The 26,414-nt window shown below is 56.6% G+C and carries 25 protein-coding genes; 8 read left to right on the top strand and 17 right to left on the bottom strand.

Annotated elements, in window-relative coordinates; all coding sequences use genetic code 11:
• Window positions 1–52 precede the first annotated feature (52 nt).
• The gene (locus tag WG891_RS13285; RefSeq protein WP_337263143.1) at window positions 53–613 is read left to right on the top strand and encodes a DcrB family lipoprotein; all 561 of its coding nucleotides are present in this window, start codon (window positions 53–55) and stop codon (window positions 611–613) included.
• Window positions 614–651: 38 nt separating this feature from the next.
• On the opposite strand, the gene glpC is transcribed toward WG891_RS13285, so the two are convergent.
• The 3 genes from glpC to glpA are packed head-to-tail and all read right to left on the bottom strand — an operon-like array spanning window position 652 to window position 4,758.
• Window positions 652–1,851: an anaerobic glycerol-3-phosphate dehydrogenase subunit GlpC gene (gene glpC / locus WG891_RS13280; RefSeq protein ID WP_337263142.1), complete on the bottom strand. Its 1,200-nt coding sequence runs from the start codon at window positions 1,849–1,851 to the stop codon at window positions 652–654.
• The gene (gene glpB, locus WG891_RS13275; RefSeq protein ID WP_337263197.1) at window positions 1,848–3,119 is read right to left on the bottom strand and encodes a glycerol-3-phosphate dehydrogenase subunit GlpB; all 1,272 of its coding nucleotides are present in this window, start codon (window positions 3,117–3,119) and stop codon (window positions 1,848–1,850) included. Before glpB ends, glpC begins: the two co-directional genes overlap by 4 nt.
• On the bottom strand, window positions 3,109–4,758 hold the full coding sequence (gene glpA, locus WG891_RS13270) for an anaerobic glycerol-3-phosphate dehydrogenase subunit A (protein WP_337263141.1): 1,650 nt from the start codon (window positions 4,756–4,758) through the stop codon (window positions 3,109–3,111). The genes glpB and glpA overlap by 11 nt, the downstream gene beginning before the upstream one ends.
• A 365-nt stretch (window positions 4,759–5,123) precedes the next feature.
• Here glpA and glpT point away from each other — a divergent pair, with 365 nt between their 5' ends.
• The 4 genes from glpT to WG891_RS13250 all read left to right on the top strand — a co-directional run bounded on the left by glpT (window position 5,124) and on the right by WG891_RS13250 (window position 8,614).
• Window positions 5,124–6,476, top strand: a complete 1,353-nt coding sequence (glpT, locus tag WG891_RS13265; RefSeq protein ID WP_337263140.1) for a glycerol-3-phosphate transporter — start codon at window positions 5,124–5,126, stop codon at window positions 6,474–6,476.
• Between the two features lie 204 nt (window positions 6,477–6,680).
• Complete coding sequence (gene glpQ, locus WG891_RS13260) at window positions 6,681–7,772, top strand: glycerophosphodiester phosphodiesterase (RefSeq protein ID WP_337263139.1); 1,092 nt, start codon at window positions 6,681–6,683, stop codon at window positions 7,770–7,772.
• Between the two features lie 130 nt (window positions 7,773–7,902).
• Entirely contained in the window at window positions 7,903–8,364 is a 462-nt protein-coding gene (locus tag WG891_RS13255; RefSeq protein WP_337263138.1) for a hypothetical protein, read from the top strand.
• On the top strand, window positions 8,342–8,614 hold the full coding sequence (locus WG891_RS13250; RefSeq protein WP_337263137.1) for a hypothetical protein: 273 nt from the start codon (window positions 8,342–8,344) through the stop codon (window positions 8,612–8,614). The genes WG891_RS13255 and WG891_RS13250 overlap by 23 nt, the downstream gene beginning before the upstream one ends.
• Window positions 8,615–8,619: 5 nt before the next feature.
• Here WG891_RS13250 and WG891_RS13245 read toward each other — a convergent pair whose 3' ends face one another.
• The 10 genes from WG891_RS13245 to pldB all read right to left on the bottom strand — a co-directional run bounded on the left by WG891_RS13245 (window position 8,620) and on the right by pldB (window position 19,071).
• Window positions 8,620–9,528 carry a LysR substrate-binding domain-containing protein gene (locus WG891_RS13245; RefSeq protein ID WP_076943539.1) on the bottom strand — a complete coding sequence of 303 codons (909 nt, stop codon included), beginning with the start codon at window positions 9,526–9,528 and terminating at the stop codon, window positions 8,620–8,622.
• Between the two features lie 83 nt (window positions 9,529–9,611).
• On the bottom strand, window positions 9,612–10,835 hold the full coding sequence (locus WG891_RS13240) for a cytosine permease (protein WP_337263136.1): 1,224 nt from the start codon (window positions 10,833–10,835) through the stop codon (window positions 9,612–9,614).
• Window positions 10,836–10,922: 87 nt separating this feature from the next.
• Complete coding sequence (locus WG891_RS13235; RefSeq protein WP_037403674.1) at window positions 10,923–11,315, bottom strand: allophanate hydrolase-related protein; 393 nt, start codon at window positions 11,313–11,315, stop codon at window positions 10,923–10,925.
• A 19-nt stretch (window positions 11,316–11,334) separates the two neighbouring features.
• Complete coding sequence (gene arcC, locus WG891_RS13230) at window positions 11,335–12,294, bottom strand: carbamate kinase (RefSeq protein ID WP_076943537.1); 960 nt, start codon at window positions 12,292–12,294, stop codon at window positions 11,335–11,337.
• A complete protein-coding gene (locus WG891_RS13225) occupies window positions 12,291–13,712 on the bottom strand; it encodes a DUF1116 domain-containing protein (RefSeq protein WP_076943536.1) in 1,422 nt (473 codons plus the stop codon). The genes arcC and WG891_RS13225 overlap by 4 nt, the downstream gene beginning before the upstream one ends.
• A complete protein-coding gene (gene fdrA / locus WG891_RS13220) occupies window positions 13,709–15,268 on the bottom strand; it encodes an acyl-CoA synthetase FdrA (RefSeq protein ID WP_337263135.1) in 1,560 nt (519 codons plus the stop codon). Before fdrA ends, WG891_RS13225 begins: the two co-directional genes overlap by 4 nt.
• Before the next feature lie 93 nt (window positions 15,269–15,361).
• Window positions 15,362–16,240 (bottom strand): DUF2877 domain-containing protein, encoded by an 879-nt coding sequence (locus tag WG891_RS13215; protein ID WP_337263134.1) that lies wholly within the window; start codon window positions 16,238–16,240, stop codon window positions 15,362–15,364.
• Between the two features lie 17 nt (window positions 16,241–16,257).
• Window positions 16,258–16,926 carry a cysteine hydrolase family protein gene (locus WG891_RS13210; protein ID WP_076943533.1) on the bottom strand — a complete coding sequence of 223 codons (669 nt, stop codon included), beginning with the start codon at window positions 16,924–16,926 and terminating at the stop codon, window positions 16,258–16,260.
• A gap of 295 nt (window positions 16,927–17,221) precedes the next feature.
• On the bottom strand, window positions 17,222–18,022 hold the full coding sequence (gene yigL, locus WG891_RS13205) for a sugar/pyridoxal phosphate phosphatase YigL (RefSeq protein WP_076943532.1): 801 nt from the start codon (window positions 18,020–18,022) through the stop codon (window positions 17,222–17,224).
• 11 nt (window positions 18,023–18,033) lie between these two features.
• On the bottom strand, window positions 18,034–19,071 hold the full coding sequence (pldB, locus tag WG891_RS13200) for a lysophospholipase L2 (RefSeq protein ID WP_337263133.1): 1,038 nt from the start codon (window positions 19,069–19,071) through the stop codon (window positions 18,034–18,036).
• A 345-nt stretch (window positions 19,072–19,416) separates the two neighbouring features.
• On the opposite strand from pldB, the gene rhtB reads away from it, so the two are divergent.
• Window positions 19,417–20,037: a homoserine/homoserine lactone efflux protein gene (gene rhtB / locus WG891_RS13195; protein ID WP_337263132.1), complete on the top strand. Its 621-nt coding sequence runs from the start codon at window positions 19,417–19,419 to the stop codon at window positions 20,035–20,037.
• Window positions 20,038–20,161: 124 nt separating this feature from the next.
• Here rhtB and rhtC read toward each other — a convergent pair whose 3' ends face one another.
• The 3 genes from rhtC to pldA form a co-directional block, all read right to left on the bottom strand.
• Window positions 20,162–20,788 (bottom strand): threonine export protein RhtC, encoded by a 627-nt coding sequence (rhtC, locus tag WG891_RS13190; protein WP_337263131.1) that lies wholly within the window; start codon window positions 20,786–20,788, stop codon window positions 20,162–20,164.
• A 12-nt stretch (window positions 20,789–20,800) separates the two neighbouring features.
• Window positions 20,801–22,633 (bottom strand): ATP-dependent DNA helicase RecQ, encoded by a 1,833-nt coding sequence (gene recQ, locus WG891_RS13185; protein WP_337263130.1) that lies wholly within the window; start codon window positions 22,631–22,633, stop codon window positions 20,801–20,803.
• Window positions 22,634–22,694: 61 nt separating this feature from the next.
• The gene (gene pldA / locus WG891_RS13180) at window positions 22,695–23,561 is read right to left on the bottom strand and encodes a phospholipase A (protein WP_337263129.1); all 867 of its coding nucleotides are present in this window, start codon (window positions 23,559–23,561) and stop codon (window positions 22,695–22,697) included.
• 199 nt (window positions 23,562–23,760) lie between these two features.
• Here pldA and WG891_RS13175 point away from each other — a divergent pair, with 199 nt between their 5' ends.
• Window positions 23,761–24,231 (top strand): thioesterase family protein, encoded by a 471-nt coding sequence (locus WG891_RS13175; protein WP_076943526.1) that lies wholly within the window; start codon window positions 23,761–23,763, stop codon window positions 24,229–24,231.
• A gap of 84 nt (window positions 24,232–24,315) precedes the next feature.
• Window positions 24,316–25,203 (top strand): EamA family transporter RarD, encoded by an 888-nt coding sequence (gene rarD / locus WG891_RS13170; RefSeq protein ID WP_337263128.1) that lies wholly within the window; start codon window positions 24,316–24,318, stop codon window positions 25,201–25,203.
• A 16-nt stretch (window positions 25,204–25,219) separates the two neighbouring features.
• On the opposite strand, the gene WG891_RS13165 is transcribed toward rarD, so the two are convergent.
• Window positions 25,220–26,299: an AbrB family transcriptional regulator gene (locus tag WG891_RS13165; RefSeq protein ID WP_337263127.1), complete on the bottom strand. Its 1,080-nt coding sequence runs from the start codon at window positions 26,297–26,299 to the stop codon at window positions 25,220–25,222.
• Window positions 26,300–26,414: the final 115 nt, after the last annotated feature.

Below are 26,414 nucleotides of genomic sequence, written 5' to 3'. Positions count from 1 at the left end.
ATACGGTGCCATACGCTACAACCCCCTACCTGTGAAGGAATAAGGAAGCCCCATGCGTAAAGTAGCAAAATTGATGGGTATCAGCCTGTTAGTGCTAGGCCTCGCGGCCTGTGATGGCGACACCAAAGACAGTAAAGCGTCAGCGGGCGATGCCGCTGCCAGCGCAGCTGCCGCGCAAGTGAGCTTGCTGAATGGCAAACTGACCTTTACCCTGCCAAACGGCATGGCGGATCAGAGCAGCAAACTGAGCCAACAGTCCAATAACCGCCACGTCTTTGCCGACAGCACCGGCCAGCGCGCGTTGATCATCATCCTCGGCGATAAACCAGCAGACAGCCTGGAAACCCTGGCCCAGAACATGGAGCAGCAGCAACGCTCACGCGATGCCAACCTGCAGGTGATCACCAATAAAGCCATCGACATCAGCGGTGTATCATTGCACCAACTGGATAGCATTATTACCAGCGGTGGCCAAAAGGCTTACTCGTCGATCCTGCTTGGTGAGCTGGATAACCAGTTGCTGACGATTCAGGTCACGCTGCCAGCTGATAACCAACAGCAGGCGCAAAGCGAAGCCGCAGGCATTATCAGTTCGTTGAAGTTACAACCTTAATCTTGCAGGGCCAGTTTCTGTACTGGCCCCTTTAATTTCTACCCCAGCGCCTGCGCCAACAGCGTGATCGGGTGCTCGCAGCGCTTGCTGGTCGACATCTCAATCTGCCATTTGCAGGTTTCACAGTCGGTAATCACCAGGTCCACCCCGCTCTCTTCAATCTGGCGGAACAACGAAGCGCCAATGCCCTGCGAAGTTTCATAGTTCTCTGACTTGAAACCGTAAGTGCCGGCGATCCCGCAGCATTGCGACTCCAATACCACCAGTTCCAGGCCTGGGATCTGCCGCAGCAGCTCCAGCGTGTAGGCGGTCCACCCCATCTTTTCCATATGGCACGGCGTATGGTAAGCCACGCGCAGCGGTGTGTGCTTCAGCGGTAACCGACGGCCTTGGCTGAGCAGGCGATACAGGTAGCGCGTTGCCAGTTCCACCCGCTCGCGCACCGCCGAGGTATCGACTTCCAGCAGATGCGGATATTCATCGCGCAGGGTAAAGGTGCAGCTCGAAGAGGTGGCTACCACCGGAATACCACGTTCCAGCACCGCATCACGCAAAGATTCGGCGTTCACTTTGGCCTGTTTCTTGGCCTGCTCCATAAAACCATTGGCGATCAGCGGTACGCCGCAGCATTTCTCGCGCTTCAGCAGTTGCACGCCAATCTCCATGGCGTTGAAAACCTTGATCAGATCTTTGCCAAGCTGCGGGTGGTTGTAATTAACAAAGCAACCGTGGAAAAACGCCACCTGTTCACTATAACGCTGCTGCTGTTGCGCCTGTTGACGATACCAACGGCGGAAGGTGCCGAAAGAGTATTTTGGCAGTTCGCGCCGATGATCGATCTTCAGCGCCTTATCCAGCAGCATTCGCACCGGTTTCAGCCCGGTGGTGGCATTGACGATCGGCGCAAACGGCGTCGACAGCGAGCCCATGATATCGGTATGGCTGAGAATGGCGTCACGCAGCGTCGGCTTTTTCTGGCTAAAATTGGCTCGGGCGCGCTGGATAATGTCACCGATTTTCACGTCGGATGGGCACGCCACTTCGCAACGTTTGCAGTTGGTGCAATATTTAAGCGCTTCATCATACAGCGCCGGATCCTTCAGCCGCAGGCGCTCACCGTCCGGCCCAGCCTGCTTCGGCCCCGGGTAGAGTGGGTTTACTTTGGCGACCGGGCAATAGGTGGTGCACACCGTGCATTTAATGCAGCTCTCAAAGCTGTTGTCTTTTAACAGGCTCATGCCGATACCTCCTGCATAGCAATCTGTTGCGCCACGTGCAGCGCCCCCACCAGCGACACCCCGGCTCCACAGCCTTGCTGCAGCGGATCGTAACCGCCAACCACGGCACCGATGGCGTACAGATTGACGATCGCCTGCCCTTGCTTCAGCGCGCGCAGGCTGGCATCGGTCTGCACGCCAAATTGCAGGTAAGGCTGCGGTGCGAACAAATCGCGGCGGCTCCAGTCTTCACGCTGCGGTTGGCTATACACGTCGAGGCCAAACACCGGCTCACGGATACCATCGAATTCCGCGACCAACCCATTGCTGAAGAAACTGCCGCTGGCCAACACCACCTGCTGCGCGCGCAGCGGAATATCGGTATGGTTACGAGTATACAGGCCGCTGATGCGTTGCCCGTCAAAATCCGCCCGCAGCACGGTATCCCCCGGCATAAACACCCCGCTCAACTGCTGCAAACGCTGGCGCAACGCCTGGTGCAGCCGCATACCTAGCACTGAAGGAGGCAACGTCGGCAACAGGAATACCGGTTTGCCGAGCGCCTCACGCAGCGCAGCCAGCGGCTGATCGCTTTCCAGCCCGAGGCAAGCGGGCAAGAAAATGGCTTCTGCCTCACCCGCCTGGCGTCGTATCTCTTCCGTCAGCACCGCCAGATTCTCCGGCACGTCCAGCACGCGGGCAATATTCACCGCACGAAATTCGCTAGGGTTATTACGCAACCGATCCAGCAGCGGTAAATGCAGGGAAGCGACCTTGGCCATCACGCCTTGTTCCTCAGCTAACGAACTGGCCGCCATCTGCGGTTGAAAATCCAGGAAGCCTTCGATGCCCAACACCGCAAGCTTGCGCCACGGCAAAACGCCGCCAAGCGCAGTGGTCGGAATAGCCTGCGGGCTGAGCCAAGTGGCACGGCGCGTGCCGAGCGGCGTAACGCGCAGATGATTACGCTCGCTGCTGCCCTGCATCTGCATGCCGCAGCGCGCCAGCAACTGCACCGTTTCTGCTGCCAGCGTAGCGACACGCGCTGCACCCAGCAGGCTGTAAGGGTGCCACGGTGCCTGCTGGGCCAGCGCCGGTAAGGCCGCCAGCGGTGATTCCACCGCCGTGCCATCGGGTAATTGCGCCAGCAGATCGAGCGAGCCGGAAGAAAAATAGAGCGCGCTCTGGCCTGAGCTGACCACCGCGCAACGCTTGCCCTGCTCGGCCAAACGGATGGCGCAGCTTAACCCGGCCAGCCCGCCGCCAATCACCACCACATCAAATTGCATCATCCGCCTCCTGCTGCTGGTCACCGCGCGCATCAAGCCCGCACAACCCCTGGTAAACCCAACTGGTGAACTCGCTGGCACGCAACGCATCCCCCCAGGCGATCGGCCGCACGCCCTTCCAGCGTTCATTCAAAAAGTGAGAAAGCTGTGCGATGGATTGCTGCGGCGTGGTGACGTTAAAGTGCGTGAGTAACCCGGCGGCGCGGCAGGCACACAGCTCGCCTTGGCAGGTGCCCATACCAACGCGGGTGCGACGACGCAAATCCACCAGGTTATTAACGGTCAGGGAATTTACCGCATAGCGCACTTCACCGGCGGTCACCGCCTCACACTCACACACCAGGCTATTGTCCAGCCGGTCGCCAGATGGTACCTGGCTGGCACGATCGCCGTGGCGATAGATTGCCGATCCCCGAATGCTCGCTGGCAGCGATACCACGCTGCGCACCGTTTCTTCCGCCGACTGACGGGAGCCCGGCAACGCCACTTCAGCCGTCGTACAAGGCGTGTTGATCCCCAGTTTGGCGCACACCTTGTCGGTCGCCCATTCCGCCATCAGCCGGTAAGTCATCAGCTTGCCGCCGGTAATGGTGATGAAGCCTTCCAGCCCGTCACGTTCTGCGTGATCGAGCAACACAATGCCGCGGCTGACGTTACGTCCGGAAGGATCGTCATCACGCGCCACCAGCGGCCGCACGCCGGCATAGGCACGCAGAATGCGGGTTTGCGCAAGAGTGGGGGCAAGCAGCGAACCCTCACGGATCAGCACGTCCACTTCCTGCGGGGTAACGACCATATTGTCGATCTGGTCATAATCAATGCGGGTCGAGGTGGTACCGATCAGCGAGATGGTATCTCCTGGCACCAGAATGTCTGCATCTGCCGGTTTACGGCAGCGGTTAATCACCATGTTGTTTATACGATGGCCAAGGATCAACAGTGCCCCCTTGGCCGGGAACATGCGTACTCGCAGATCGGCATATTCCGCAATCTGTTGCCCCCAAATCCCGGCGGCATTCACCACCACCTGCGCATAAATATCGTATTGGTGAGCGTTTTTATGGTCGAAAACGCGCACACCGGTGACACGATCGTTTGTACGCAGCAAACCGATCACCTGATGGTAGGTGAGCACCTGCGCACCGTGCTCACGCGCATCCAACATATTGGCGGCGGTCAGCCGGAACGGATCGACGGTGCCGTCCGGCACCCGCACGGCACCGATCAGCGCCGGATTGGCCGCGGGTTCCAGGCGCAGTGCTTGTTGGGGGTCGATCGCTTCAGCATTAATTCCGGCATCCAGGCAGGCAGTAATAAACTGTTGCTGATACGCCAACGAATCCTGCGGCAGGGTAATAAACAGGCCATCGCTAGGTTCAATGCAATGGTGGGCAATGCGTTTCAGTATGCGATTTTCTTCAATACACTCGCGGGCCGATTCGCCGTCGGTTACCGCATAGCGCGCTCCGCTGTGCAACAGCCCGTGATTGCGGCCGGTTGCTCCGGTGGCAATGTCGTGCCGTTCCAGCAAAACGCAACGCAACCCGCGCCGCGCGCAGTCACGGGCAATCCCTGCACCGGTCGCACCGCCGCCAATAATGATCACATCCGTTTCTGTTACTGGTGAGTTATTGCTCATCACGCCCCCTCAGCCTGTGGTTATCTTCCTATTGATACACACTTACTAAGGTTTTTGTTTGATAAGGAACAATAACGAACAAATATCGAAAACAAAATGTGCTTAAAAACCCATGAATGTGATCATAATCACGTGATTTCTGTGTTTTCCCATTTCAAAATGTTAACCAATCGCGCAAAATTCGCCGACGCTTCATAAAAGTGTAACAATTGCGCCATCCATCACAAAGGCACACCCGCGTTTTGACTAGGATGACGCTCGTTATGGAACAATTTGACAACACTGATTTCTGGTAACTGCTCGATCATCTTCAGGACATCCGTTTCCTGCTGATGCAATAACTGATAAAGCCATCGGAGGCGCTCATGTTGAGTATTTTTAAGCCAGCCGCACACATTTCCCGTGTGCCGGTCGACAAGGTAGACCCGCTCTACCGTAAGCTGCGCTGGCAAATTTTTATGGGGATCTTCTTCGGTTACGCCGCCTACTATCTGGTGCGTAAAAACTTCACCCTGGCGATGCCGTATCTGATCGAGCAGGGTTTCAGCCGTGGTGACCTGGGCTTTGCGCTATCAGGGATCTCCATCGCTTATGGTTTCTCCAAATTCATCATGGGTTCGGTTTCCGACCGTTCCAACCCGCGCGTCTTCCTGCCTGCGGGCCTGATCCTCGCGGCAGCAGTGATGCTGTTTATGGGCTTTGTGCCTTGGGCCACCTCCAGTATTGCTGTGATGTTTGTGCTGCTGTTCCTGTGCGGCTGGTTCCAGGGTATGGGTTGGCCGCCGTGTGGCCGCACTATGGTGCATTGGTGGTCGCAGAAAGAGCGCGGCGGCATCGTTTCGGTGTGGAACTGTGCGCATAACGTGGGGGGGGGTCTGCCACCGCTGCTGTTCCTGTTAGGCATGGCGTGGTTCAACGACTGGAAAGCCGCGCTGTATATGCCGGCCTTCGGGGCAATCCTGGTAGCGCTGATCGCCTTCGCTCTGATGCGTGATACCCCACAATCTGTTGGCCTGCCACCGATTGAAGAATACAAAAACGATTACCCGGACGACTACAGCGATAAAGCAGAAGAAGAGCTGACCGCCAAGCAGATCTTCATGCAGTACGTTTTCCCTAACAAACTGCTGTGGTATATCGCTATCGCCAACGTTTTCGTCTATCTGCTGCGTTACGGCATCCTGGACTGGTCACCAACCTACCTGAAAGAAGTCAAACACTTCGCGCTGGATAAATCGTCCTGGGCCTACTTCCTGTACGAATACGCCGGTATCCCTGGCACCCTTCTGTGCGGTTGGATGTCGGATAAGGTGTTCAAAGGCAACCGTGGTGCCACCGGGGTGTTCTTTATGACGCTGGTCACCATCGCCACCATCGTTTACTGGCTGAACCCGGTGGGCAATCCAGGCATTGATATGGCCTGTATGATCATTATCGGCTTCCTGATTTACGGCCCGGTAATGCTGATCGGCCTGCACGCACTGGAACTGGCACCGAAAAAAGCAGCGGGTACGGCAGCGGGCTTCACCGGCCTGTTCGGCTACCTGGGTGGCTCCGTCGCCGCCAGCGCCATCGTCGGTTACACCGTTGACTATTTCGGTTGGGACGGCGGCTTTATGGTGATGATCGGCGGCAGCATCGGCGCAGTCATCCTGCTGTTGTTAACCATGATCAGCGAAAAGAAACATCACGCTGATATCGCAGCCAAACGCGGTTAACTATCACAATACTTTTGCATAATTTAAAGGCCGCTCTCTGCGTAATGCCGGTCAATTAAGGCCAACCAGTTCCCTCTCCCTTGGGGAGAGGGGGCGACTCCTTTAGCAATTGCACACAATTATGCAGTTTTGCGTTTAACTGACCGGCATTACGCTCTCCGCAGCCTTTTTACTTACCTCTGCCTATAAAATGGAGAATATAGAATGCGGACTCAAACCAAAGCCCTGCTGACAGGGTTCATTCTCGCGACTTCAATGCTCAGTGCTGCGCAGGCCGCAGATAAACTGGTTATCGCCCACCGTGGTGCCAGCGGTTATCTGCCGGAGCACACGCTGCCTGCCAAGGCGATGGCCTACGCCCAAGGCGCGGATTACCTGGAGCAGGACGTGGTGATGACCAAGGACGACAAGCTGATCGTTTTGCACGATCACTTCCTTGATCGCGTGACCGATGTGGCGAAGAAGTTCCCCGATCGCCACCGTAAGGATGGCCGCTATTACGCCATTGATTTCACCCTGCCCGAGATTCAGTCGCTGAAATTCACCGAAGAGTTTTTGGTCAAGGACGGTGTCCAGCAGCAGAAATTCCCTAACCGTTTCCCAATGTGGAAATCTGACTTCCGTATCCACACGCTGCAGGATGAGATTGAGATGATTCAGGGGATGAATCACTCAACCGGCAAAGATATTGGCATCTACGTGGAAACCAAGGCCCCTTGGTTCCACAAAATCGAAGGCAAGGATATCTCCAAGGCCGTGCTGGAAGTGCTGAAATCTTACGGTTACACCAAGAAAGCGGACAAAGTTTACCTGCAAAGCTTCGATGCACCGGATTTGGAACGGGTGAAGAAAGAGCTGCTGCCCGCGATGAACATGGACATCAAACTGGTGCAATTGATCACCAATACCGGCGATCAGAAAGTCAGCGAAACGATGGTGATCCACCCGGATGGCAGCCTGACGCCGTACAACTACGACTGGATGTACGAGCCTGGCGCTGCCGCCAAGCTGGCTAAATATGCCGATGGCATTGGCCCGTGGTATCCGATGATTGTGAAAAGCACCTCAACCCCTGGCCACATTGAGCTGACCACGTTGGCGAAAGAGGCTAAGCAACAGGGCCTGCAGATCCACCCTTACACCTTCCGTGCCGATCCTGGCCAGGTACCGGCCTATGCCAAGGACTTCAACGATATGCTGAAGATCTTCTACATTGATGCAGACGTTGACGGCCTGTTCACCGACTTCCCGGACAAAGGCGTACAGTTCCTGCAGCAGCATAAGTTGCACAAATAAGCGCGACTCAGCCCCTCCCGCTCGGGTGGGGCTTTCCAGCACTTCTGCCAGTAGCCGCTCCCCTGAACCTTGAAAGACAACGGGTATGATGGAAGGATAGGGATAATGGTCGCTAATGGGGGTAGTGTTCATGGAACGCTCGGTATTATTACAGCATCTTAAAACGTCATGCTATGCCTTATCGGCTATCGTGCTCACCGGCTGGGTCACCGATGCGCTGAATGAAGGGCTGATCTTCAAAATGGTATTACGCTTTTTCCGCCCGGATGATGTTGAACGTTATTCCCATCCGTTCAGTGATTTGGTCAGCTTTTTCATCTGGTTTATCCCGTTAATTTTTACGACGCTGTTACTGTTATTTGCTTCGGTAATGACATTACATCATGTCAAAAAGCCGCACCTTTACCGGATCGCCAAAAGAAAACCGCTACTCTACTGCCCGCAGGTGGTGGGTTCCCCTCTGCTGGAGCACCTGCCCTTATTTTTGCAAACTTACCGGGCAGCCGAGAAATTATCACTATTGATTCCGGAAGCGTTGCAGCAGGAATATAAAAATACGCTGGCGAGATATGGCGGGGAGCAGAAATTATGACATCCATCCGCTCAAAGAAAATGACGATCTGCAAAAGATAACGCTCGAAATGGAGCAGTGGATAAAAAAAACGCTGAAAAACCAGCAGCCCGACAACCCTACGCCACTGTTCTTTGATATTACCTATGCCTCAGCGGCTCACAGCAGTGCTGCCTTATTTTGCAGCCTGGATCAGGATATGGAACTCCTTCAGGCAACGCCTGAAGGCACCTTATATTCCTATGATCTGGTCTGCAAAGTTCAGGAGTAAACGCTTTACCATTGGCCATGCAGCCGGGCACGGAACGAAGGCGCCAGCAGGTAATCCATGCACCAACGGCCAACTTTGCCCATGCCATCAGAACGCGCCGCCAAAAAGATCTGCGTGGCGTGTTTATGTTCCTGCATCGGTTTTTTGACTAACGAACCGCCATTCAACAACGGCAAAGCCAGATGGTGCGGCACATAACCAATGCCCACATTGCGCTGGATAAGCTCAATGGCGGTGGCAAAATCAGGCACAAACATCGGTTTTTGCCCCTCCAGCAGCCACGCCTGCTGCGGCACAAAGTTGACCGCAGTGTCGCGGATGCACAGCGCCGGATAGTGCCGCAGCTCATTGTTGTGTAACGGCAATACCTGGGTCGCCAACGGATGCTCTGGCCCGACAACAAAATCCCACTCCAGGTGGCCTATCGACTCGCTGATAATCCCCTCGGTGCTGGGCACCGCATGCGGAGCACCAATCACCAGATTGGCTCTTTTGCCGTATAGCGCATCCCAGCAGCCGTTATACACTTCGGTATCAATGGTCAGCCGGGTAGAGGGAAACATTGCTTCAAAATCGCAGACAAACTCCACAATCGCTGAACGAGGGATGATGTTGTTCACCGCGATCGTCAGTTCCTGCTCCACACCGCTGTGGATCAAGGCCGTGTTGCGCTGTAGCGCATCCAAATCATTAAGAATGGTTTTGCTGTGTTCGACGAAATACTCGCCCGCCGGGGTGAGTTCAATATAGCGGCCTTTGCGCAGAAAGAGCTCAACGCCAAAGCTCTCCTCAAGCTTTTTCACCGTATAGCTGATCGCGGAAGGGACTTTGTTCAGGTGTTCGGCAGCGGTAGTAATGCTCTGGTATTTGGCAACCAGATGGATGACCCGCAATGTTTCGTCGGAGATAAACATAATGATTCCCTGAGGCTACCTGAGAGGAGACTGCCAGCTTACGTGCTGGCAGCATATTCACTATGTTCGATTATACCTGAGTATTATTTTTGCGTACCGATCCGGCTTAACAGCACATAACCCACGCAGGCCACCAGGATCGAGTCCACCGAAGGAATGGTGGTCAGGGTAAACATCCCTTTTACCGTCATAAAACCCACCGCCGAGCCCGCAACCCAAGCGACAAACGTCAGCAGCTTGATCTGTGGCTCCGACGCCAGCACGCTTTCCTGATAACCCTTGCGGCGATAGAGGAAGAAGTCGGCGATATAGATACCGGCCACCGGTGGGGTAGCAATGCCCAGAAACAGCAGGAACGGAATAAACCAACCCATGATGTCCATACTGCCGACAATAGCCGACAATACGCCGAGCGCCAGAGTGATCTGCCATTTCGGGAAGCGGGTTAACAGCGTCGACACCACCAGCGTGCCCTGGAACATATTACCGGCGTTGCCGGTGATGCAGGCAAACACCAACAGCAAGGCCGCCGGTAATACCGAACCGAATGCCGCCATCGCCGCCAGCAGCGATCCCTGCCCGCTCAGTGCGCTAGGCGTCGCCCCCACCCAATACAGCAATGGGTAAGCAATCAGAAAGGTGCTAAATGCGCCGATCAACGCATGCTTGCGGTTATGCACGAAGCTGCCGAAGTCGGGCAAAGTGGCAACCAGCACAATGATCGTCCCCACTACGGTAGAAACCGCCACCCCGGTATCCATACTGCCCACGCTTTGTGCCAGTTCCACCTGGCCGTTCATCGCCACATACAGGATGTAGCACAGCACCAGTGCGATAATCGGCACCGCGATCTGCGCCACTTTACCCAGCACGGCAAAGCCAAACGCGGTGGATGCGACAAAAATACAGCACCCAATCGCCACCAGCAGCGGCGTTGGCAGATCCATGCCACGCTGCGCCAGCAGATCGTGCACCGAATGGCCGAACATGTTGGCGGTTACCGCAATCCAACCAAACAGGCTGATCGCCATCAGAATGTTAATGGCCACCGCACCGCGCTCACCGAAGGGATACTTCACGATGCCGTAGGTCGGCAGACGCGCTTTTTCACCCACGCTGATGGTGATGGCGGCCAACACCGCCAGAATAATTCCCCCCAATCCCACCACGGTGATCAGCTCTGAACGGGAGAGCTGGTTGCCAAGGCTGGAAGAAGAGAGCAGCACCGGGGTAACCGCAATCCCCAGCAAGATCATCGCAATATGGAAGCCGGACGCGGTACTGACGCTTTCATCCGTTTTACGCATAGAATACTCCTATGGAGTCTTGTGTCAGGTGGTCCCGCCAGCGCACGTCAGTGCTGCTGGCGGTGTATAACCTGAAGATTTAGCCACTCATTCGGTGAAGGTTTCACCGGTATACTGGCGCCAGCCGCCGCACTCGGTAATTTCTTTCTGCCCTGCCACCAGCCAAGGTTCTGCCAGCACGCCCAGCACTTCGCTGCCGTCCTGCAGTTTCACCTTGCCGATCGACAGCCCAGCCGGTTCGCTCAGCAACAGCGTCGCGAACGACGCCATCGGCAGTTCCCAGATCTCCAGCGCTACCGAAACGCCGCCTTCCATCACCCGGATCATGCCTGGATGGCGATCGTTAATGCTCCACAGCCGATAATGGGCATCGGTCTGGTCTTCACGAACGAAAACGCCGCCTGCTCCGGTCATGTTGCCGTTCAGTTCCAGGCCGCGCATCAGGGTGCCGTTCACGGCCACCAAAGTAGTCTGACTCATTGTGTTAATTCCTTAATGGTTATGGCTTAATCCAAGTGCCGGTCTGGTGATTCAGGGCTGCCTTAATGGCTTGCGGGCTGGTGATCAGCCCCTGGCCGTTCTTGCCCTGCTGCTGGCTACGGGTCACAAAGCCCAAGATAGCTTCAACTTTCGGCTGCATGCTGCCGGCACCAAACTGCCCCTGCTGCAGTAATTCCTGCGCCTGTTCAATGCTCAACGTATCCAGCCACTGTTGCTGCGGTGTACCAAAATTGATGGCAACCTGTTCAACCCCGGTCGGGATCATCAACAGGTCCGCACCGAGCTGTTCTGCCAGCAATGCCGAAGCAAGATCTTTGTCGATCACCGCTTCCACACCTTGCAGTTGCTGATGTTCATCGCGGATCACCGGGATCCCACCGCCGCCACAGGCGATGACGATGCAGCCTTGCGCCAGCAGTTGGCTAATCACATCACGCTCGATGATCTCCAGCGGCGCAGGTGAAGGCACCGTGCGGCGCCAGCCGCGGCCTGCATCTTCCATGACCGTCCAGCCCAGCGTTTGCTGGCGCGCTAACGCCGTCTCACGATCAAAGAATGCCCCTACCGGCTTGCTCGGATGCTGGAATGCCGCATCATCGGCGCTGACCAGAGTTTGCGTCACCAGCGCGACCACAGGGCGCTGAATCCCACGGCGCTGCAGTTCATTACGCAGCGCCTTCTGGAACATGTAGCCAATCGCGCCTTGGGTATCGCCTACCGCATAATCCAGCGGCACCGGTGCCACTTCTTCTGCTGCCAGCTCGGAGCGGCGCAGGATAAACCCGACCTGCGGCCCGTTGCCGTGGGTCAGCACCAGATCCCAACCGGCTTCGATCATCTCAACGACATGCCCAACGGTTTCCATCACCGCCTGGTACTGATCGGGAATACTGTTTTGCCGATCGTTCTGAATCAACGCGTTACCACCTACGGCAACCACGGCTAAAGGTTTGCTCATGCTTTTTCTCCTGCAGGCAGTGACTGAGCCAGTGCCTGGATGGCATCGACGAAACAAGGCATCGGCGCGGTAGTAATACCAGCACCAATCTGCCCGACACCCGCCTGTTTGTGGGCGATACCGGTATTGATCACCGGCAGGATCTGGCGATCGGCCACTTTACGCGCATCGATCCCCGCCGCCGTCGGCGCAAAGTTAAGCGCAGGCAGGGTGAAGGCCGGGTTAGCACCGACGGTGATCTCCTGCATACGGCGGCTGTTATTGGTGGCATCGGCCGGCGTACCGCCGACAAACTTGACGATGGCTGGGGAAGAGGCCATGGCAAAACCGCCCACGCCAGCGGTTTCGGTGATCGCGCTGTCGCCGAGATCGGCTGCCGCATCGTCCACACCATAACCAGGGAAGAACAGCCCTTCCACCGCGTTGGCCGGAGCCTGGAACCAGCGATCGCCCGTACCGGACAGACGGATACCGAAATTGACGCCGTTACGTGCCATCACGGTGACCATTGAGCTGTAGGGCACATCGGCGGCAGCGTCCATCATCGCTTTACAGGCGGCCATCGACAGGTTGAGGAAGAAGTGATCGTTGCCGGTAATAAAGGCCACCACGCTCTGCAGCGTTGCCACTGGCAGATCGCAGGCCAACAACGCCGGTACCAGGCGCTTGATCAGCAGCCCGGTCGCCGCAGAGTTACGGTTGTGAACCTCATCCCCCATGTGCAGCGCCTGTGCCATCAGCGGTTTCAGTTCCAACTCGCCAATCTGGCGCACGGCGGCTTTCAATGCCGGTGCCAGTTCTTGTTGCATCCAGCGCAGGCGCTGCAGCACTTCTTCATTGTTGGCACCAAAGCGCAGCACTTTGCCCAGGCCTTCGTTGAAGTTGCTGAACGCGCGCTGGCCGTTGGTTTTGTTTTCAATCACCCACAGCGGCATCGACGGGCTGATGATGCCAGCCATCGGCCCGACGGCCTGATGATGATGGCAAGGCTCCAGGTCCACTGCGCCTTCAACGATCAGTTGCTCGGCGGCCTGATGATCCGTAGCCCAGCCTTCAAACAGGATCGCCCCAACGATCGCCCCTTTCACCGGGCCACACATGTCTGGCCAGGCAATCGGCGGGCCGGAATGCAGGATCAGCTTGCGCTGGGCCATGGCAGGAATCGCCTCAGCCGCGCTCATCACGTCAATCAGCACCGGTTGAGCACTCAGGTAGCGTTCGAAGGCGATCTGGTTGGCCTGCTCCACTAGCGGGTGGCGAATCAACTCAGCCAGATCCAGCCCTGCTTGCACGTCGCCCAAGGCAGGGGGTTGCCAGCTCAAGGCAACCACGTCGCCATTGGCCTGTTTCAGGTTATCGGCAAAACCGGTCAGCCCGGCATTCACCACTTTCAGTGGCTGCTGGAATAATGGATTCATGATTTTTCTCCGTTTTTCTCTGCCTGAATGCGGGCAATCTGGCTGGCCCACATGGCCGCCTGGGCATTACAGCCCGCAATCAATACGCCAGCCTGGCGTAAGGCAGCTATCTGACGTGAACGTTGTTGAGGATCGGCTTCGGTGCCGCAGACATGGGCAATCAGCAACGGCCTGGACTGGCTAGAGTTTTGATTCAACAGGGCCAGCAGTTCGGTTGCTGGCTCAGCGGCCGCGCCATAACCCAGCACCAGATCAAACAGCACCACGGCGGTCTCGGCGTCATTCAACTCAGCCACAATGCGCTGGTTGCGCAGGGTGGGGTCGATCATCGGGTGCGGCCGGCCACGGGTAAAGTCATCGTCGCCCATGTCGATCAGCGTATGGCCCTGGCTGCGCCAGATATCCGCCAGCTTGGTGTTGCCCTTGACCGGCGTATTCGACGCCGCTCTGAACCCTTGCTGTTGGCATAGCAGTTGGCCTTCATAGCAGAAAGTGCCACCGGCAAACACACCGCGAATGTAGCGGCGAGCGGCTGGCAAGCTGGCGCTGGCGTTTTGCAGGATTTGCCGATCTTCCGCTGATATTGTGGTGACCGTGGCCGGTGCTGGTGTGCCGTTCGCCAGCGCCACCGCAAGCCCGGCAGCATCTGCCAGCGTAGCCGCCGCGGTGATCCCAGGACGAGTGACCTCTTCCGGCGCAGCGCCCAGGAAGTTCACTACCACCGGTTTTCCGCAGGCTTGTGCCTGCTCCAGAATACGTTCGGCAACCGGGCGTGCCGGTGGCTTGGAGATCAAAACAATCACCTGCGTTGCCGGATCGGCGGCCAGCGCCTGTAACCCGTGCAGCATGGAGATACCGCCGATCTCTTCATGCAGATCGTGGCCGCCGGTGCCAATCGCCTGAGAAATACCCGCTCCCAACTGGTCGATGCGGCAGGTCACTTCCTGTACGCCGGTGCCTGAAGCACCAACGATGCCGATTACACCGGGTTGCACCACGTTGGCGAAACCCAGCGGCAGGCCATTGATAATCGCGGTACCGCAATCTGGCCCCATCACCAAGCGATTCTTGCTCTGGGCCAGCAGTTTTATCCGCTTTTCCTGCTCCAGGCTGACGTTATCGCTGAACAGCATCACGTTCATATCCAGATGCAGGGCTTTAATCGCCTCGGCTGCCGCGTAATCACCGGGTACGGAGATCAGCGCCAGATTAATATCGGGCTGTTGCTCGGCGGCCATTTCCAGGCTCACCAATGGCGGAGCCTGTATGCCCCCATTATTGCTTTCTGCGGGCTTGCTGTTCAGGCGTTGATGCGCCAGTTCCAGCGCGGCAACGCAGGCCGCTTCTTCGCCACGTACGGCGATGATCAGGTCGTTCGGCCCAGCCTGGCAGCCGTTATCCAAACCGGCATCGCGCAGTTGGCCAAGGTTGGTGGCGGTTCCCATGACCACCGAGGCCTGTTCAATACCAGGAAGTTGGCTGATTTGCGCCGAAATCTGCATCAGCGATACGGAATCCTGATAGAGATTGGCAAAAACTTTATGCATTACACTCATAGCGGTTACCTATGCGAGATCTGCAAGCCGGTAGACAGCTGGCAGAAGGGTTCCCTGCTGAAAAGGGCTTTCAGCATGTTGAAATTAATCGGTTTATCTGGCTGGGCTCAGAGCGCTGCTTAACGTCCTCAGGCCGTGCAGCAACCCAGCCAAACAATCCACACCGGAAGAAGCACCAAACTGCATCACCTGCTGGGCCGCCGCCTGAATCTGGGGGGCCATAGCCTCAGTGCCCAACAGCAGCATCAGATCACAGATCGGCTGTGAAACGTGGCCTTCCAACGCACGTGCCAGGTAATGACGGCTGATGTCATTGGTGCGTGATAGCTGGCTGCTAATGATGCTGCGCAGCGTGGCGTCGTGTGTAGCGATGGCCGGGTGTTGCCGCCACGGCCACAGTGCCGTCAGATACCCCAAGAGGTAGTCATCACCGTCCGGCGTCAGCCCGCGCCCGAAGCCGATCAGCGCGCTGACTTCTGCCGTCAGTTGCGCGGGGGTGTCGGTCATTGCCAACGTGACCGCCCGTGCGCATGGCTCCATACCGGGTAACAGTTGCAGATCGCTTGCACTCTGGTGCTGTTGGCAATATTGGCCCAGTTGTTGGGCCAACGGGGCGTAATGACGCAGTACACTTTGAAGCTGAGGGGCAAAATCACCCGACAACCACGGCTGTGGGCACCAGCGTATGGCGCGGCTCAGCACAATGCTCCAGTGATCGCTCTGCAAGGTAGCGTTAGCAAACCGGACGGCTTGCCCTGCCTGCAGGTGATAACGCCAGTCCCAATTACCGGGAAGCGCGATACGGATCGCATCCGGCAGATTCTGGTTATCGCGGCTCAAGATTGAGAGCAGATAACCATCGGGGTGACGCAGGTTCAGCGAACGTTGAAAACCGCTGTGTACCTGGAGTTGATCCCCTTCCGCCAAGCGGTTGGCAGCCAGGTAGCCCACTGAAAGCACTGGGAAAAACATTGGCTGCCCCATGCCGATCAGCCTTGCAGACCTGCCACAATCGCGGAAGAGTCGCTAACCCAGCCAAAAATAGCGCCCTGCGCTTTGATCATCTCCAAAGCGTACTTCTGGAATTCCGGGAAGTAAGAACCCACGCAGTCCTGCGGAATAATGCACTCGTAGCCACGGTCATTGGCTTCGCGCACGGTGGTATTCACGCAAACCTCGGTGGTGACGCCGCATACGATCAGCGTTTTGATGCCGTGGTTTTGCAGGATCAGATGCAGATCGGTCTGGTAAAACGCGCCTTTACCTGGCTTATCAATTACCGGTTCACCGGCCTGCGGGTACAGTTCAGGAATAATGTCGTGGCCCGCTTCGCCGCGCACCAGAATGCGCCCCATCGGCCCATGCGTACCGATAAAGGTTTGCCCGCCGCGCGTCAGTTTGGCAGGAGGGCAATCGCTCAGATCGGCACGGTGGCCTTCGCGGGTATGGATCACCAACACCCCTTGGCGGCGAGCGGCATCCAGCACTCGTTTGCAAGGCTCAATAGCGCTGCGGACGAAAGAAACATCATTGCCCAGCGCTTCACCAAAGCCGCCCGGCTCAACAAAGTCTCTTTGCATGTCGATCATCACCAGCGCGGTACTGCCGATTTCAAACGGCAGATCAAAAGGTTCGGCGTGGAAAGTTTTCTGTGTCATGTGCCATCTCCTGGTTCGTTACGTTTCGGCCTGATGGCCGCAATCTTGGGAGTCAGATCCAAGTATAGATAGTGTGGAGAAGCACAACAGATAAACGATTTCGCGGGCAGCGACGAAAATTTTGCAGCGGGCAAAATACCCGCACAATAAGTATGAGATAAGCTGAAGGCTGGCTTTCAGTTGCAATCGGATTGATGCAGGGGCGGGGTTTTCATCGAAAAAATCGTTGATAGAATGTGAGCTGGGTCGCTGAGGCTGCCAGAACAACGGGCGCAGCAGGCTGCGCCCCGGCAATTTACGACAGGAACATCTTACGCAGGTAACGTGGCACGGCGTCATCGGCGTTAGAACCGATCACCTCCAGATCCGGTAAGGTATCCTTCAGGCGCTGATGAGCATCGCGCATGATGCAACCCTTGCCCGCCATCGACAGCATCTCCAGATCGTTCATGCCGTCGCCAAACGCAATACACTCTTTCAGCGAGTAGCCGATGATCTTGGCCACTTCTTCCAGCGCATGCCCTTTCGACACCCCGCCTGCCATCACTTCCAGACAGGTCGGCAAAGAGAAGCTGACGTTGACCCGATCGCCCCAGCGCGCGTTGATGGCATCTTCCAATGGCTGCAGCAAGGCGTGATCGTCGCAGGTGAAATACACCTTGCACACCCCGTCGGTTTCCAGCAGGCCCGGTTCAAATAGCTGATATTTAAAGATCGATTCCTGGAAGAATTTTTCCTGCTCCGGGCTCTCACGGTTCATGAACCAGTCGTCGTTGCGGTAGACGTTGGTCAGGATCTCCTGATTATCATGCATCATGGTGTAGAGATCGTGAGCGATATCTTCGTCCAGATTGTGGCTGAAGATCAGCTCACCTGCGGTGTTGTGCACCCGCGCACCGTTCGAGGTGATCATAAAAGCGCTGATGCCGAGATTATCGCGGATCTGGGAAACGTCGATATGGTGGCGGCCGGTGGCGAAAACAAAGTGTACACCGCGCTGTGTCAGCAACTGCAGCGTCTCTTTGGCATAGGGCGTCAGGGTATGGTCAGGAGACAGCAGTGTGCCATCTAAATCGGAAGCGACAACGTGATACATAGCGATATGTTCTAACCTCTAATGGTGTTTTCGGCAGCAGCAGCGCCGCCTAAGTGCTGGGCAAAGAAATGCAGGATTGCGTTCAGTGCCTCGGCGCGCATCGCGTCCCGTTCAAACAGGATCTCATGGCGTGCGCCTTTGATAACCCGCGGATTACCCCCTTCACAAGGATGCCCCGCGTCTGACATTGCCTGACAAAAAGCCCAATGAGAACGGTTGTCGACTACCCGATCCTCACCGGCCTGCAATAATAAAATCGGTGTGGTTATTTTAGCTGCCTGAGCAATGATTTGCCGCCCGGCCTGCATACTTTCCCGTACCCAGTGATAGGTTGGCCCCCCCACCTGAAGTTCAGGATAATCGGCATAATAGCGCAAACTACGGTGATAACGCTCGCGGCTGTGGGTCAAGGCATTCACGATGTACGGCAATGGCCGCCACTGCCCGGTGCCAACGGCGTAATAATCACGCAGCCTCGGGCGCTTTTCCGCCCAGTTCAGAATACGCTTGGCCATCCAACCCGGCATCGGCAGATAAATACCGAACATCGGGGCGCATAAGGCCGCCGCCGTAAAAGCCTGGGGTTCACGTGCCAGGAACTGCGCCAGTATCGCGCCGCCCATCGAGTGCGCCAAGGCCAGATGCTGCTGATAACCGTGCGGCAACACTTCCTGCTGATAAAACCGGGCAAAATCGTCAACGTAATCGGCGAAGTTTACCACATGCCCACGGTGTGAATCAGCCAGCATACGCCCGGAACGCCCCTGACCACGGTGATCGATAATCATCACGTCATAGCCGCTGTGAAACAGATCGTAAGCCACTTCCGGGTATTTTATATAGCTCTCGATGCGCCCGGGGCTCACCACTACCACCTGCCGGTGCTGCGCTGAACTGAAACGTACGAAACGGATCGGTACATCGCCCACGCCGAGGAACTCCCCCTCTTCACGCCGCCGCCAGAAATCCAGCAATGGTCCGGTGGCGAAAGCAGAAAACTGTTTTTCGCGGCTGAGCCATTGAGCGGAATTGAAAGTGGATAACGTCATTGAATGCCTTTTCACGGGGTATTTTGCGGTACCAACATACAAGGAATAGTACTATACCCAAAATAATTCGAGTTGCTTGTAGGCGGCAATTCCGAGAGTCGCCAGGAGCATAGATAACTATGTGACTGGTGCGAGCGGATGCAGCCAACACCCAAGCAACTTGAAGCATGAAGGGTATATACCCTATGGATTTCGAGTTACAGCTAGGCGGCAAGCGTCGGAATCCCTGGGAGCTTACTCGAGTAAGTGACCAGGGTGACTACGTGAAGCCAACAACGCTGCAGCTTGAAAGACGACGGGTATAGCGTATTGTGGCACACATTGACGTATTCAGGGAGCATCGCAATGACCTTAGACTGGTGGTTAACCTATCTGCTGACAACCTTTATCCTTAGCCTCTCCCCCGGTTCAGGGGCGATTAACACCATGAGCACCGGCATCAGCCACGGTTACCGTGGCGCCATGGCGTCGATCGCCGGGTTACAGGTCGGGCTCAGCCTGCATATCGTGCTGGTGGGAATTGGCCTCGGAGCAGTGCTTTCCCAATCGCTGCTGGCGTTTGAACTGCTGAAATGGTTCGGTGCTGCCTATCTGGTGTGGTTAGGCATTCAACAGTGGCGCGCCGCCGGTGCGCTGGATTTGCATACCTTGGCGGGCACCCTACCGCGCCGCCGCCTGTTTCGCCGTGCGGTGCTGGTGAATCTGACCAACCCGAAAAGTATCGTGTTCCTGGCCGCGCTGTTCCCACAGTTTATTGTGCCCAATCAGCCGCAGGCCGAGCAATACGTGATACTGGGCGTTACCACGGTGGTGGTGGATATCTTTGTGATGATTGGCTACGCCACGCTGGCAACACGCATAGCCAACTGGCTGAAGACTCCGCGCCAGATGCGGCTGCTGAACCGTATTTTTGGCTCACTGTTTATTCTGGTGGCAGGCTTGTTGGCAACGGCCAGAAAGGCCTGAGGATGCAATACTAGGCGTTATTGTCGCAGGCAGGTTGGGCACGGCCAGCGCGCAGGACCCGGAGCGTACATAAGTACGTGAGGAGTCCGAGCACTGCCGGGCTCTAACTGGCAAGTAAAATAGCCTAGCGGGTAAAAATCAGATGCAGGCCAAAACCGGTGAATAACACGCCTGCCACGCCGTCGATCCACTTGGCGAGACGCTGATAGCCACGGCGCATGGCGGGCAGCGCAAACACCACCGCCACCAGGCTGAACCAGACCAAGGTTTCACCGGTGATCAGCATGAATAGCCCCCAGCGCGCCCCGGCACCGACATCCTCACCGACAAACAGCGAAAACACGCTGCCGAAGTAAATCACCGCCTTCGGGTTGGAAAGATTGGTCAGCAAGCCACGGATGAAGCTGCGGCCGGCCTTCGGTAACACCACCGCCACATCCTCTACGGGAGCGGATTGAGCATTCTGCGCGCGGGCGGAGCGCAGCAGTTGCCAGCCCATCCAGCACAGGTACAGGCCACCGGCTACCATGATGATTTGATGCAGCCAAGCCATTTTCTGCAGGATCAGGTTCAGCCCCAGCAGCGCCACCCCGGCCCAGACCATCACGCCCAGCGAGATCCCGATGACACCCATCATCGCCTCGCGGCGCGAGCGGCTGACGGCGGTCTGCGAAACAAAAAAGAAGTCCGGCCCCGGGCTCATCAGCGCAATCAAATGCACCATCGCCACGGTCAAAAATAATATCAGCATGATTGATCGTCCTTATTCGTCGTCATCGTCAAGATGATCGCGGATCATCGCCATAAATGGCGCACCAAAACGCTCCAGTTTACGCTGGCCGACGCCGTTCACGCTCAGCAGTTCGCTGGCCTTGATCGGCATCTGTTCTGCCATCTCCAGCAGCGTGGCATCGTTGAAGACCACGTAGGGGGGGATGTTCTCTTCATCGGCGATCGATTTACGCAGCTTGCGCAACTTGGCAAACAGCTTGCGATCGTAATTGCCGCCGTAGGATTTCTGATTGGCGCTGCTGCGCACCTTCAGACTCTGAATACGCGGCACCGCCAAGGGAAGTTCCACTTCACCGCGCAGCACCGGGCGCGCGGCCTCGGTCAGTTGCAACGCTGAATACATCGCAATGTTCTGGCTGATAAAACCCAGGTGAATCAACTGGCGCAGCACGCTGGTCCAGTGTTCAGTGGTTTTATCGCGGCCAATGCCGTACACCGGCAGTTTTTCATGACCAAACTCGCGGATGCGCTGGTTATTGGCCCCACGCAATATTTCTACCACATAGCCAATACCGAAGCGCTGCCCGACACGGCCAATCGCCGACAGCGCCTTACGGGCATCCTCCAGCCCATCGTAACGCTTGGGGGGATCGAGGCAGATATCGCAGTTGCCGCAGGATTGCTGCTTGCCTTCGCCAAAGTAGTTCAGCAACACCAGGCGGCGGCAGGTTTGCGCTTCGGCAAACGCGCCCATGGCATTCAGCTTGTGGCGTTCGATATCCAGTTGCTGGCCCGCCGGTTTTTCTTCCAGACAGCGGCGCAGCCAGGCCATATCGGCCGGATCGTACAGCAGGATCGCCTCCGCCGGCAGGCCATCACGCCCGGCGCGGCCGGTTTCCTGATAGTAAGATTCGATATTGCGCGGAATATCAAAGTGCACCACAAAACGCACGTTGGGTTTGTTGATGCCCATGCCAAAGGCGACGGTGGCGACCACCACCTGCAGATCGTCGCGCTGGAACGCTTCCTGCACCTGGGCACGGCGTTCGTTTTCCAGCCCGGCATGATAGGCCGCCACGCTCAGCCCACGGCTTTGCAAGCGGGCGGTGGTGTCTTCCACCTTGGCGCGGCTGTTGCAGTAAATAATACCGCTCTTGCCGCGCTGATCCTGCACAAAACGCCACAGCTGATCGAGCGGTTTGAATTTCTCCACCAGCGTATAACGGATATTCGGGCGATCAAAGCTGCTGATCTGGATCAGCGGGTCCTGCAACGCCAGCAGGCGCACAATATCACTGCGCGTGGCTTCATCGGCCGTGGCCGTCAGCGCCAGCACCGGCATGGCCGGGAAGCGTTGCTTCAACTGGCCCAGGGCACGATATTCCGGGCGGAAATCATGGCCCCACTGGGAAATACAGTGCGCTTCGTCCACTGCCAACAGCGCCGGTGGGCATTGCTCCAGCAGATCGAAGAAGCTGTCCATCATCAAACGCTCGGGGGCGATGTACAGCAGTTTGATCTTGCCGCTGCGGCAACCGGCCATCACCTCCAGTTGCTGTTCGCGCGTTTGCGTCGAGTTGTAGCAAGCAGCAGAAACGCCATAAGCGAGAAGCTGATCGACCTGATCTTTCATCAGTGAGATCAGCGGGGAGACCACCAGCGTCAAGCCATCCATCACCAGCGCCGGGATTTGATAGCACAACGATTTACCCCCGCCGGTCGGCATCACAACCAGGCAGTCCTGCCCGCCGATGGCGGCATTGATAATCGTTTGTTGGCCCGGACGGAACTGCTGGTAGCCGAAGGTATCGCGCAATACCTGTTCTGCCAGCAACTCTCTGTTTATCACTGCTGCGGTTGACACACACTACCCCATTTTTACGCTACGACGGTGCCTGCAAGGCACCGCTATCTGAACGGCAAAATTACATAATATCGTTAAGCATGACACCAACGCCAAGCCGTGTCTGCTGGAAGTTGTAATCAATCATCGATTCGCCGTAGCCGCTGAACAACTGGGTATAGAAACGTACGTGGCTAGTGATTGGATAACTCCACCCCAGTTTTGCGCCACCGTACCCGGTGTTCCAGTTGTAGAAACCGTCGACGCTGAATACGCTTTCCCGCCAGGCATAGCCGACTTTCAGACGGTAATAGCCCATGTATTTGGTGATGTCCGGGTTGTCGTCATTGCTGTCGCTTTCTGCAAAACGGAACCAGGGTTTGACTTCCACCTGCCAGTCACCGTTTTGCGCCATTAAACGGGCATAGCCACGGTTCCAACTGCGAGAGGTCGGGTCCTCGCGCCCATTGGATTCATGGTTGATCCCCACTTCGATATCGCGCAGCGTCCAGCCAGCAAACTGGTAATCCGTTGCCCAGCCGAGGAAAATCTGCGGTTCGTAGTTAGTTTCGCGGAAGGGGGCCGATTCTTCATGGTTGGAGAGCTGCCACCATGAGCGTTGGGTATAGGAAGCGCCAAGCAACGAATTCTCACCAAGAATGCCCTTCCAGATTGGGAAGGCCAGGCTGATCTGGAATTTCACTTCATCCTTATTGGCATTTTTCGCCCAGTTGTATGATTCAATGGCTTCTTTATTGAGATCGCTGGTTTCGGTATAGATCAGATAGTTGGGCTCATAAGCATAAAAGGTAAATGGCCCGTCATAATTTTGCAGCATGCCGGAAATGATACTGCCTCGTACTGGCCCCGCTTGCTTCTTGGCTTCATCAGCCTGCACTACCGTTGGCGCTAACAGCAACGCCATAACTACCCCAGACAGAACGCGCATGATTTTGCTCACTCCAGAAAGATTAGGAAAAGACCTGAAATAAAAACAGGCCATTTTACACACAAAGAATCATTTACCGCACTAGGAATACGCCAACGGGATAAACCTGGAAAGCAACAAAAAATAAGCATAAAATCTACAAATGATTAACCTGGACTGACCAGTTAGCCCAATCACAACAGTCAAGAAGAAAGGAACTATGTCGCATACATTACTCACCCTGGAAGCCGCACGCCAGAAGATAGGCGAGATCTTTGTCTACCATATGCCGTTTAACCGTGAGCTGGGGCTGGAACTGCGCCGCTTCGACGACGACGTTGTCGAACTCACCTTTACCAACCAGCCTAAGCTGGTGGGCAATGCCGCGCAGAATATCCTGCATGGCGGCGTGATTGCCTCTGTTCTGGACGTGGCCGCCGGATTGGTTTGCGTCGGCAGCGTGCTGATGCGCCAGGATCCGCTGATCGAAGAAGAACTGGCCTCACGCCTCTCGCGCATGGGTACCATTGATTTGCGCGTCGACTATCTGCGCCCCGGCCGGGGTGAGCATTTTACGGCTACCGCCAGCGTGCTGCGCAGCGGCAATAAAGTCGCTGTCGCCCGCGTTGAACTGCATAACCATGATGGTTTGCATATCGCCAGTGCTACCGCCACGTATCTGGTGGGATAAGTTCTAAATTGTGTCCCGTAATGACGGGACACAACCTACCCTCTTCAAGTAAAATCATCGCATCTTTTTTTCCCGGTAACTGTCATGGATGCAAAACAGACGCGGCAGGGCATTCTCTTTGCCCTGGCCGCTTATTTTATTTGGGGCATCGCCCCGGCTTATTTCAAACTGATCCAGCAGGTGCCTGCCGACGAGATCCTCACCCATCGTGTGATCTGGTCGTTCTTCTTCATGCTGTTATTGGTGTCACTGGGGCATCATTGGCCGCAGGTGCGCGCCGCCTGCCGTAATCGCAAACGGCTGTTATTATTGGCAGTGACTGCACTGCTGGTGGGGGGTAATTGGCTGCTGTTTATCTGGGCGGTGAATAACCATCATATGTTGGAAGCCAGCCTGGGCTATTTTATCAACCCGCTGGTCAACGTGTTGCTGGGAATGCTGTTTCTGGGTGAGCGTTTCCGCCGCATGCAATGGGTTGCCGTCACGCTGGCGTTTACCGGGGTGCTGATCCAGCTGTGGCAATTCGGTTCCCTGCCGATCATCGCGCTGGGGTTGGCCTTCAGTTTTGCCTTCTACGGCCTGTTGCGCAAGAAAATTGCGATCGATGCGCAAACCGGCATGCTGATTGAAACCCTATGGCTGTTGCCGCTGGCGGCAATCTACCTGTTCCTGATCGCCGATAGCCCAACCAGCCACCTGAGCGCCAACCCTTGGTCTCTGAACCTGCTGCTGGCCGCCGCCGGTGTGGTCACCACGGTGCCGCTGCTGTTCTTTACCGCTGCGGCCACCCGCCTGCGCCTTTCCACGCTCGGGTTCTTCCAGTATCTGGGGCCTACGCTGATGTTCCTGCTGGCCATCACCTTCTACGATGAAACCATTGGCCAAGACAAGCTGGTGACCTTTGGCTTTATTTGGGCTGCGTTGCTGCTGTTCACGCTGGATGCGCTGTACCAGCAACGTAAACAGCGTTAACTCAGCGCAACCGGGCTTACTGCTGGTTTGTGACGCTATCTTGCTCAAGAGCAGGCGATAGGCGAGTAATAAACCGCGCCATTGCCGGGCCAGTGAGCAGGATGGTGAACAAACGCAGCGTCTGCATCGCCATCACAAATGACATGTCCACCCGACTGCCAGCGGCAATGATGGCCACGGTATCCAACCCGCCAGGGCTGGTTGCCAGATAGGCGGTCAGCAGATCGACCGGCAAGAACTGCGTCAGCAGCCAGGCCAACCCACCGCAAAACAGCATCAGCCCAAGGATAGACACCACCATTTGCGGCAGCGTGCGCAGCGCCAGCAGGAATATCGGTTGGGTGAAACGCAGGCCAACGCTCCAGCCAATCAGGGTATAAGCCAGCGCCAGCAACCATTCCGGCACCTGCAACGTCATGGTACCGGTAGCATGAAACGCCGCACCAACGATCATCGGCAGCATCAGCGAACCAGAAGGAATACGTAGGCGGGGGCCTAACCAGGCGCCAGCGGCAGCAATCGCTAGGGTGCCGAGAAAATGCAAGTCCAGCGGCGGGAACCATACCTGCATGACACTGCCGTGCCCAGCCTCATCCCCAAGACCGATGCGTGCCACCATCGCTGCGGCAGTGGCGACAAACAATACGCGCAGATACTGCATAAACGCCACCAGCCGGGCATCCGCCCCATAGTCCCCCGCCATCGCCACCATCGCCGATGCACCACCGGGGGAAGATCCCCAGGCACCGGTCGAACCGGGCAAATTACTGAAGCGCACCAAGCACCAGCCCGAAACACCGCTGGCCATCAGCGTCGCAGCCAACACCAGCAACACCAGCGGCCAGTCAGCCAGCAAAGGGGTAAGGATCGAGGGCGAAAGGCTTTGGGCGATCATGCAGCCCAGCACCGCCTGCGAGGCAATAAAGAAGGGAGCGGGAATGCGCACTGAAGCACCAAGCAGCCCCATGGCGACACCGACAATCATCGGCCCCAGCAATAATGCGGCGGGAATATGGAATATCTGCAAGCCAAAACCCAGCACCAGCGAAGCCAGTAACAGGATCAGCCATTGGACCAACGGGGGGAAACGCTCCATCAAAACGCATGCCTTACGGACAGCCAACTATGGATGCTATTCTACCCCTATTTAGCCGGCCAAGCAGGGATGAAATGGGCGATTTTAGCTATCACGGGCCCGAATCAGGCCCCTG

The organism is Serratia sp. MMO-28 (assembly GCF_037199905.1).
GTDB classification, from domain to species: Bacteria; Pseudomonadota; Gammaproteobacteria; order Enterobacterales; family Enterobacteriaceae; genus Chania; species Chania oryzae.
The sequence above is the reverse complement of the archived record's forward strand: the minus strand, read 5'-3'. Positions and strand labels throughout refer to the sequence as shown.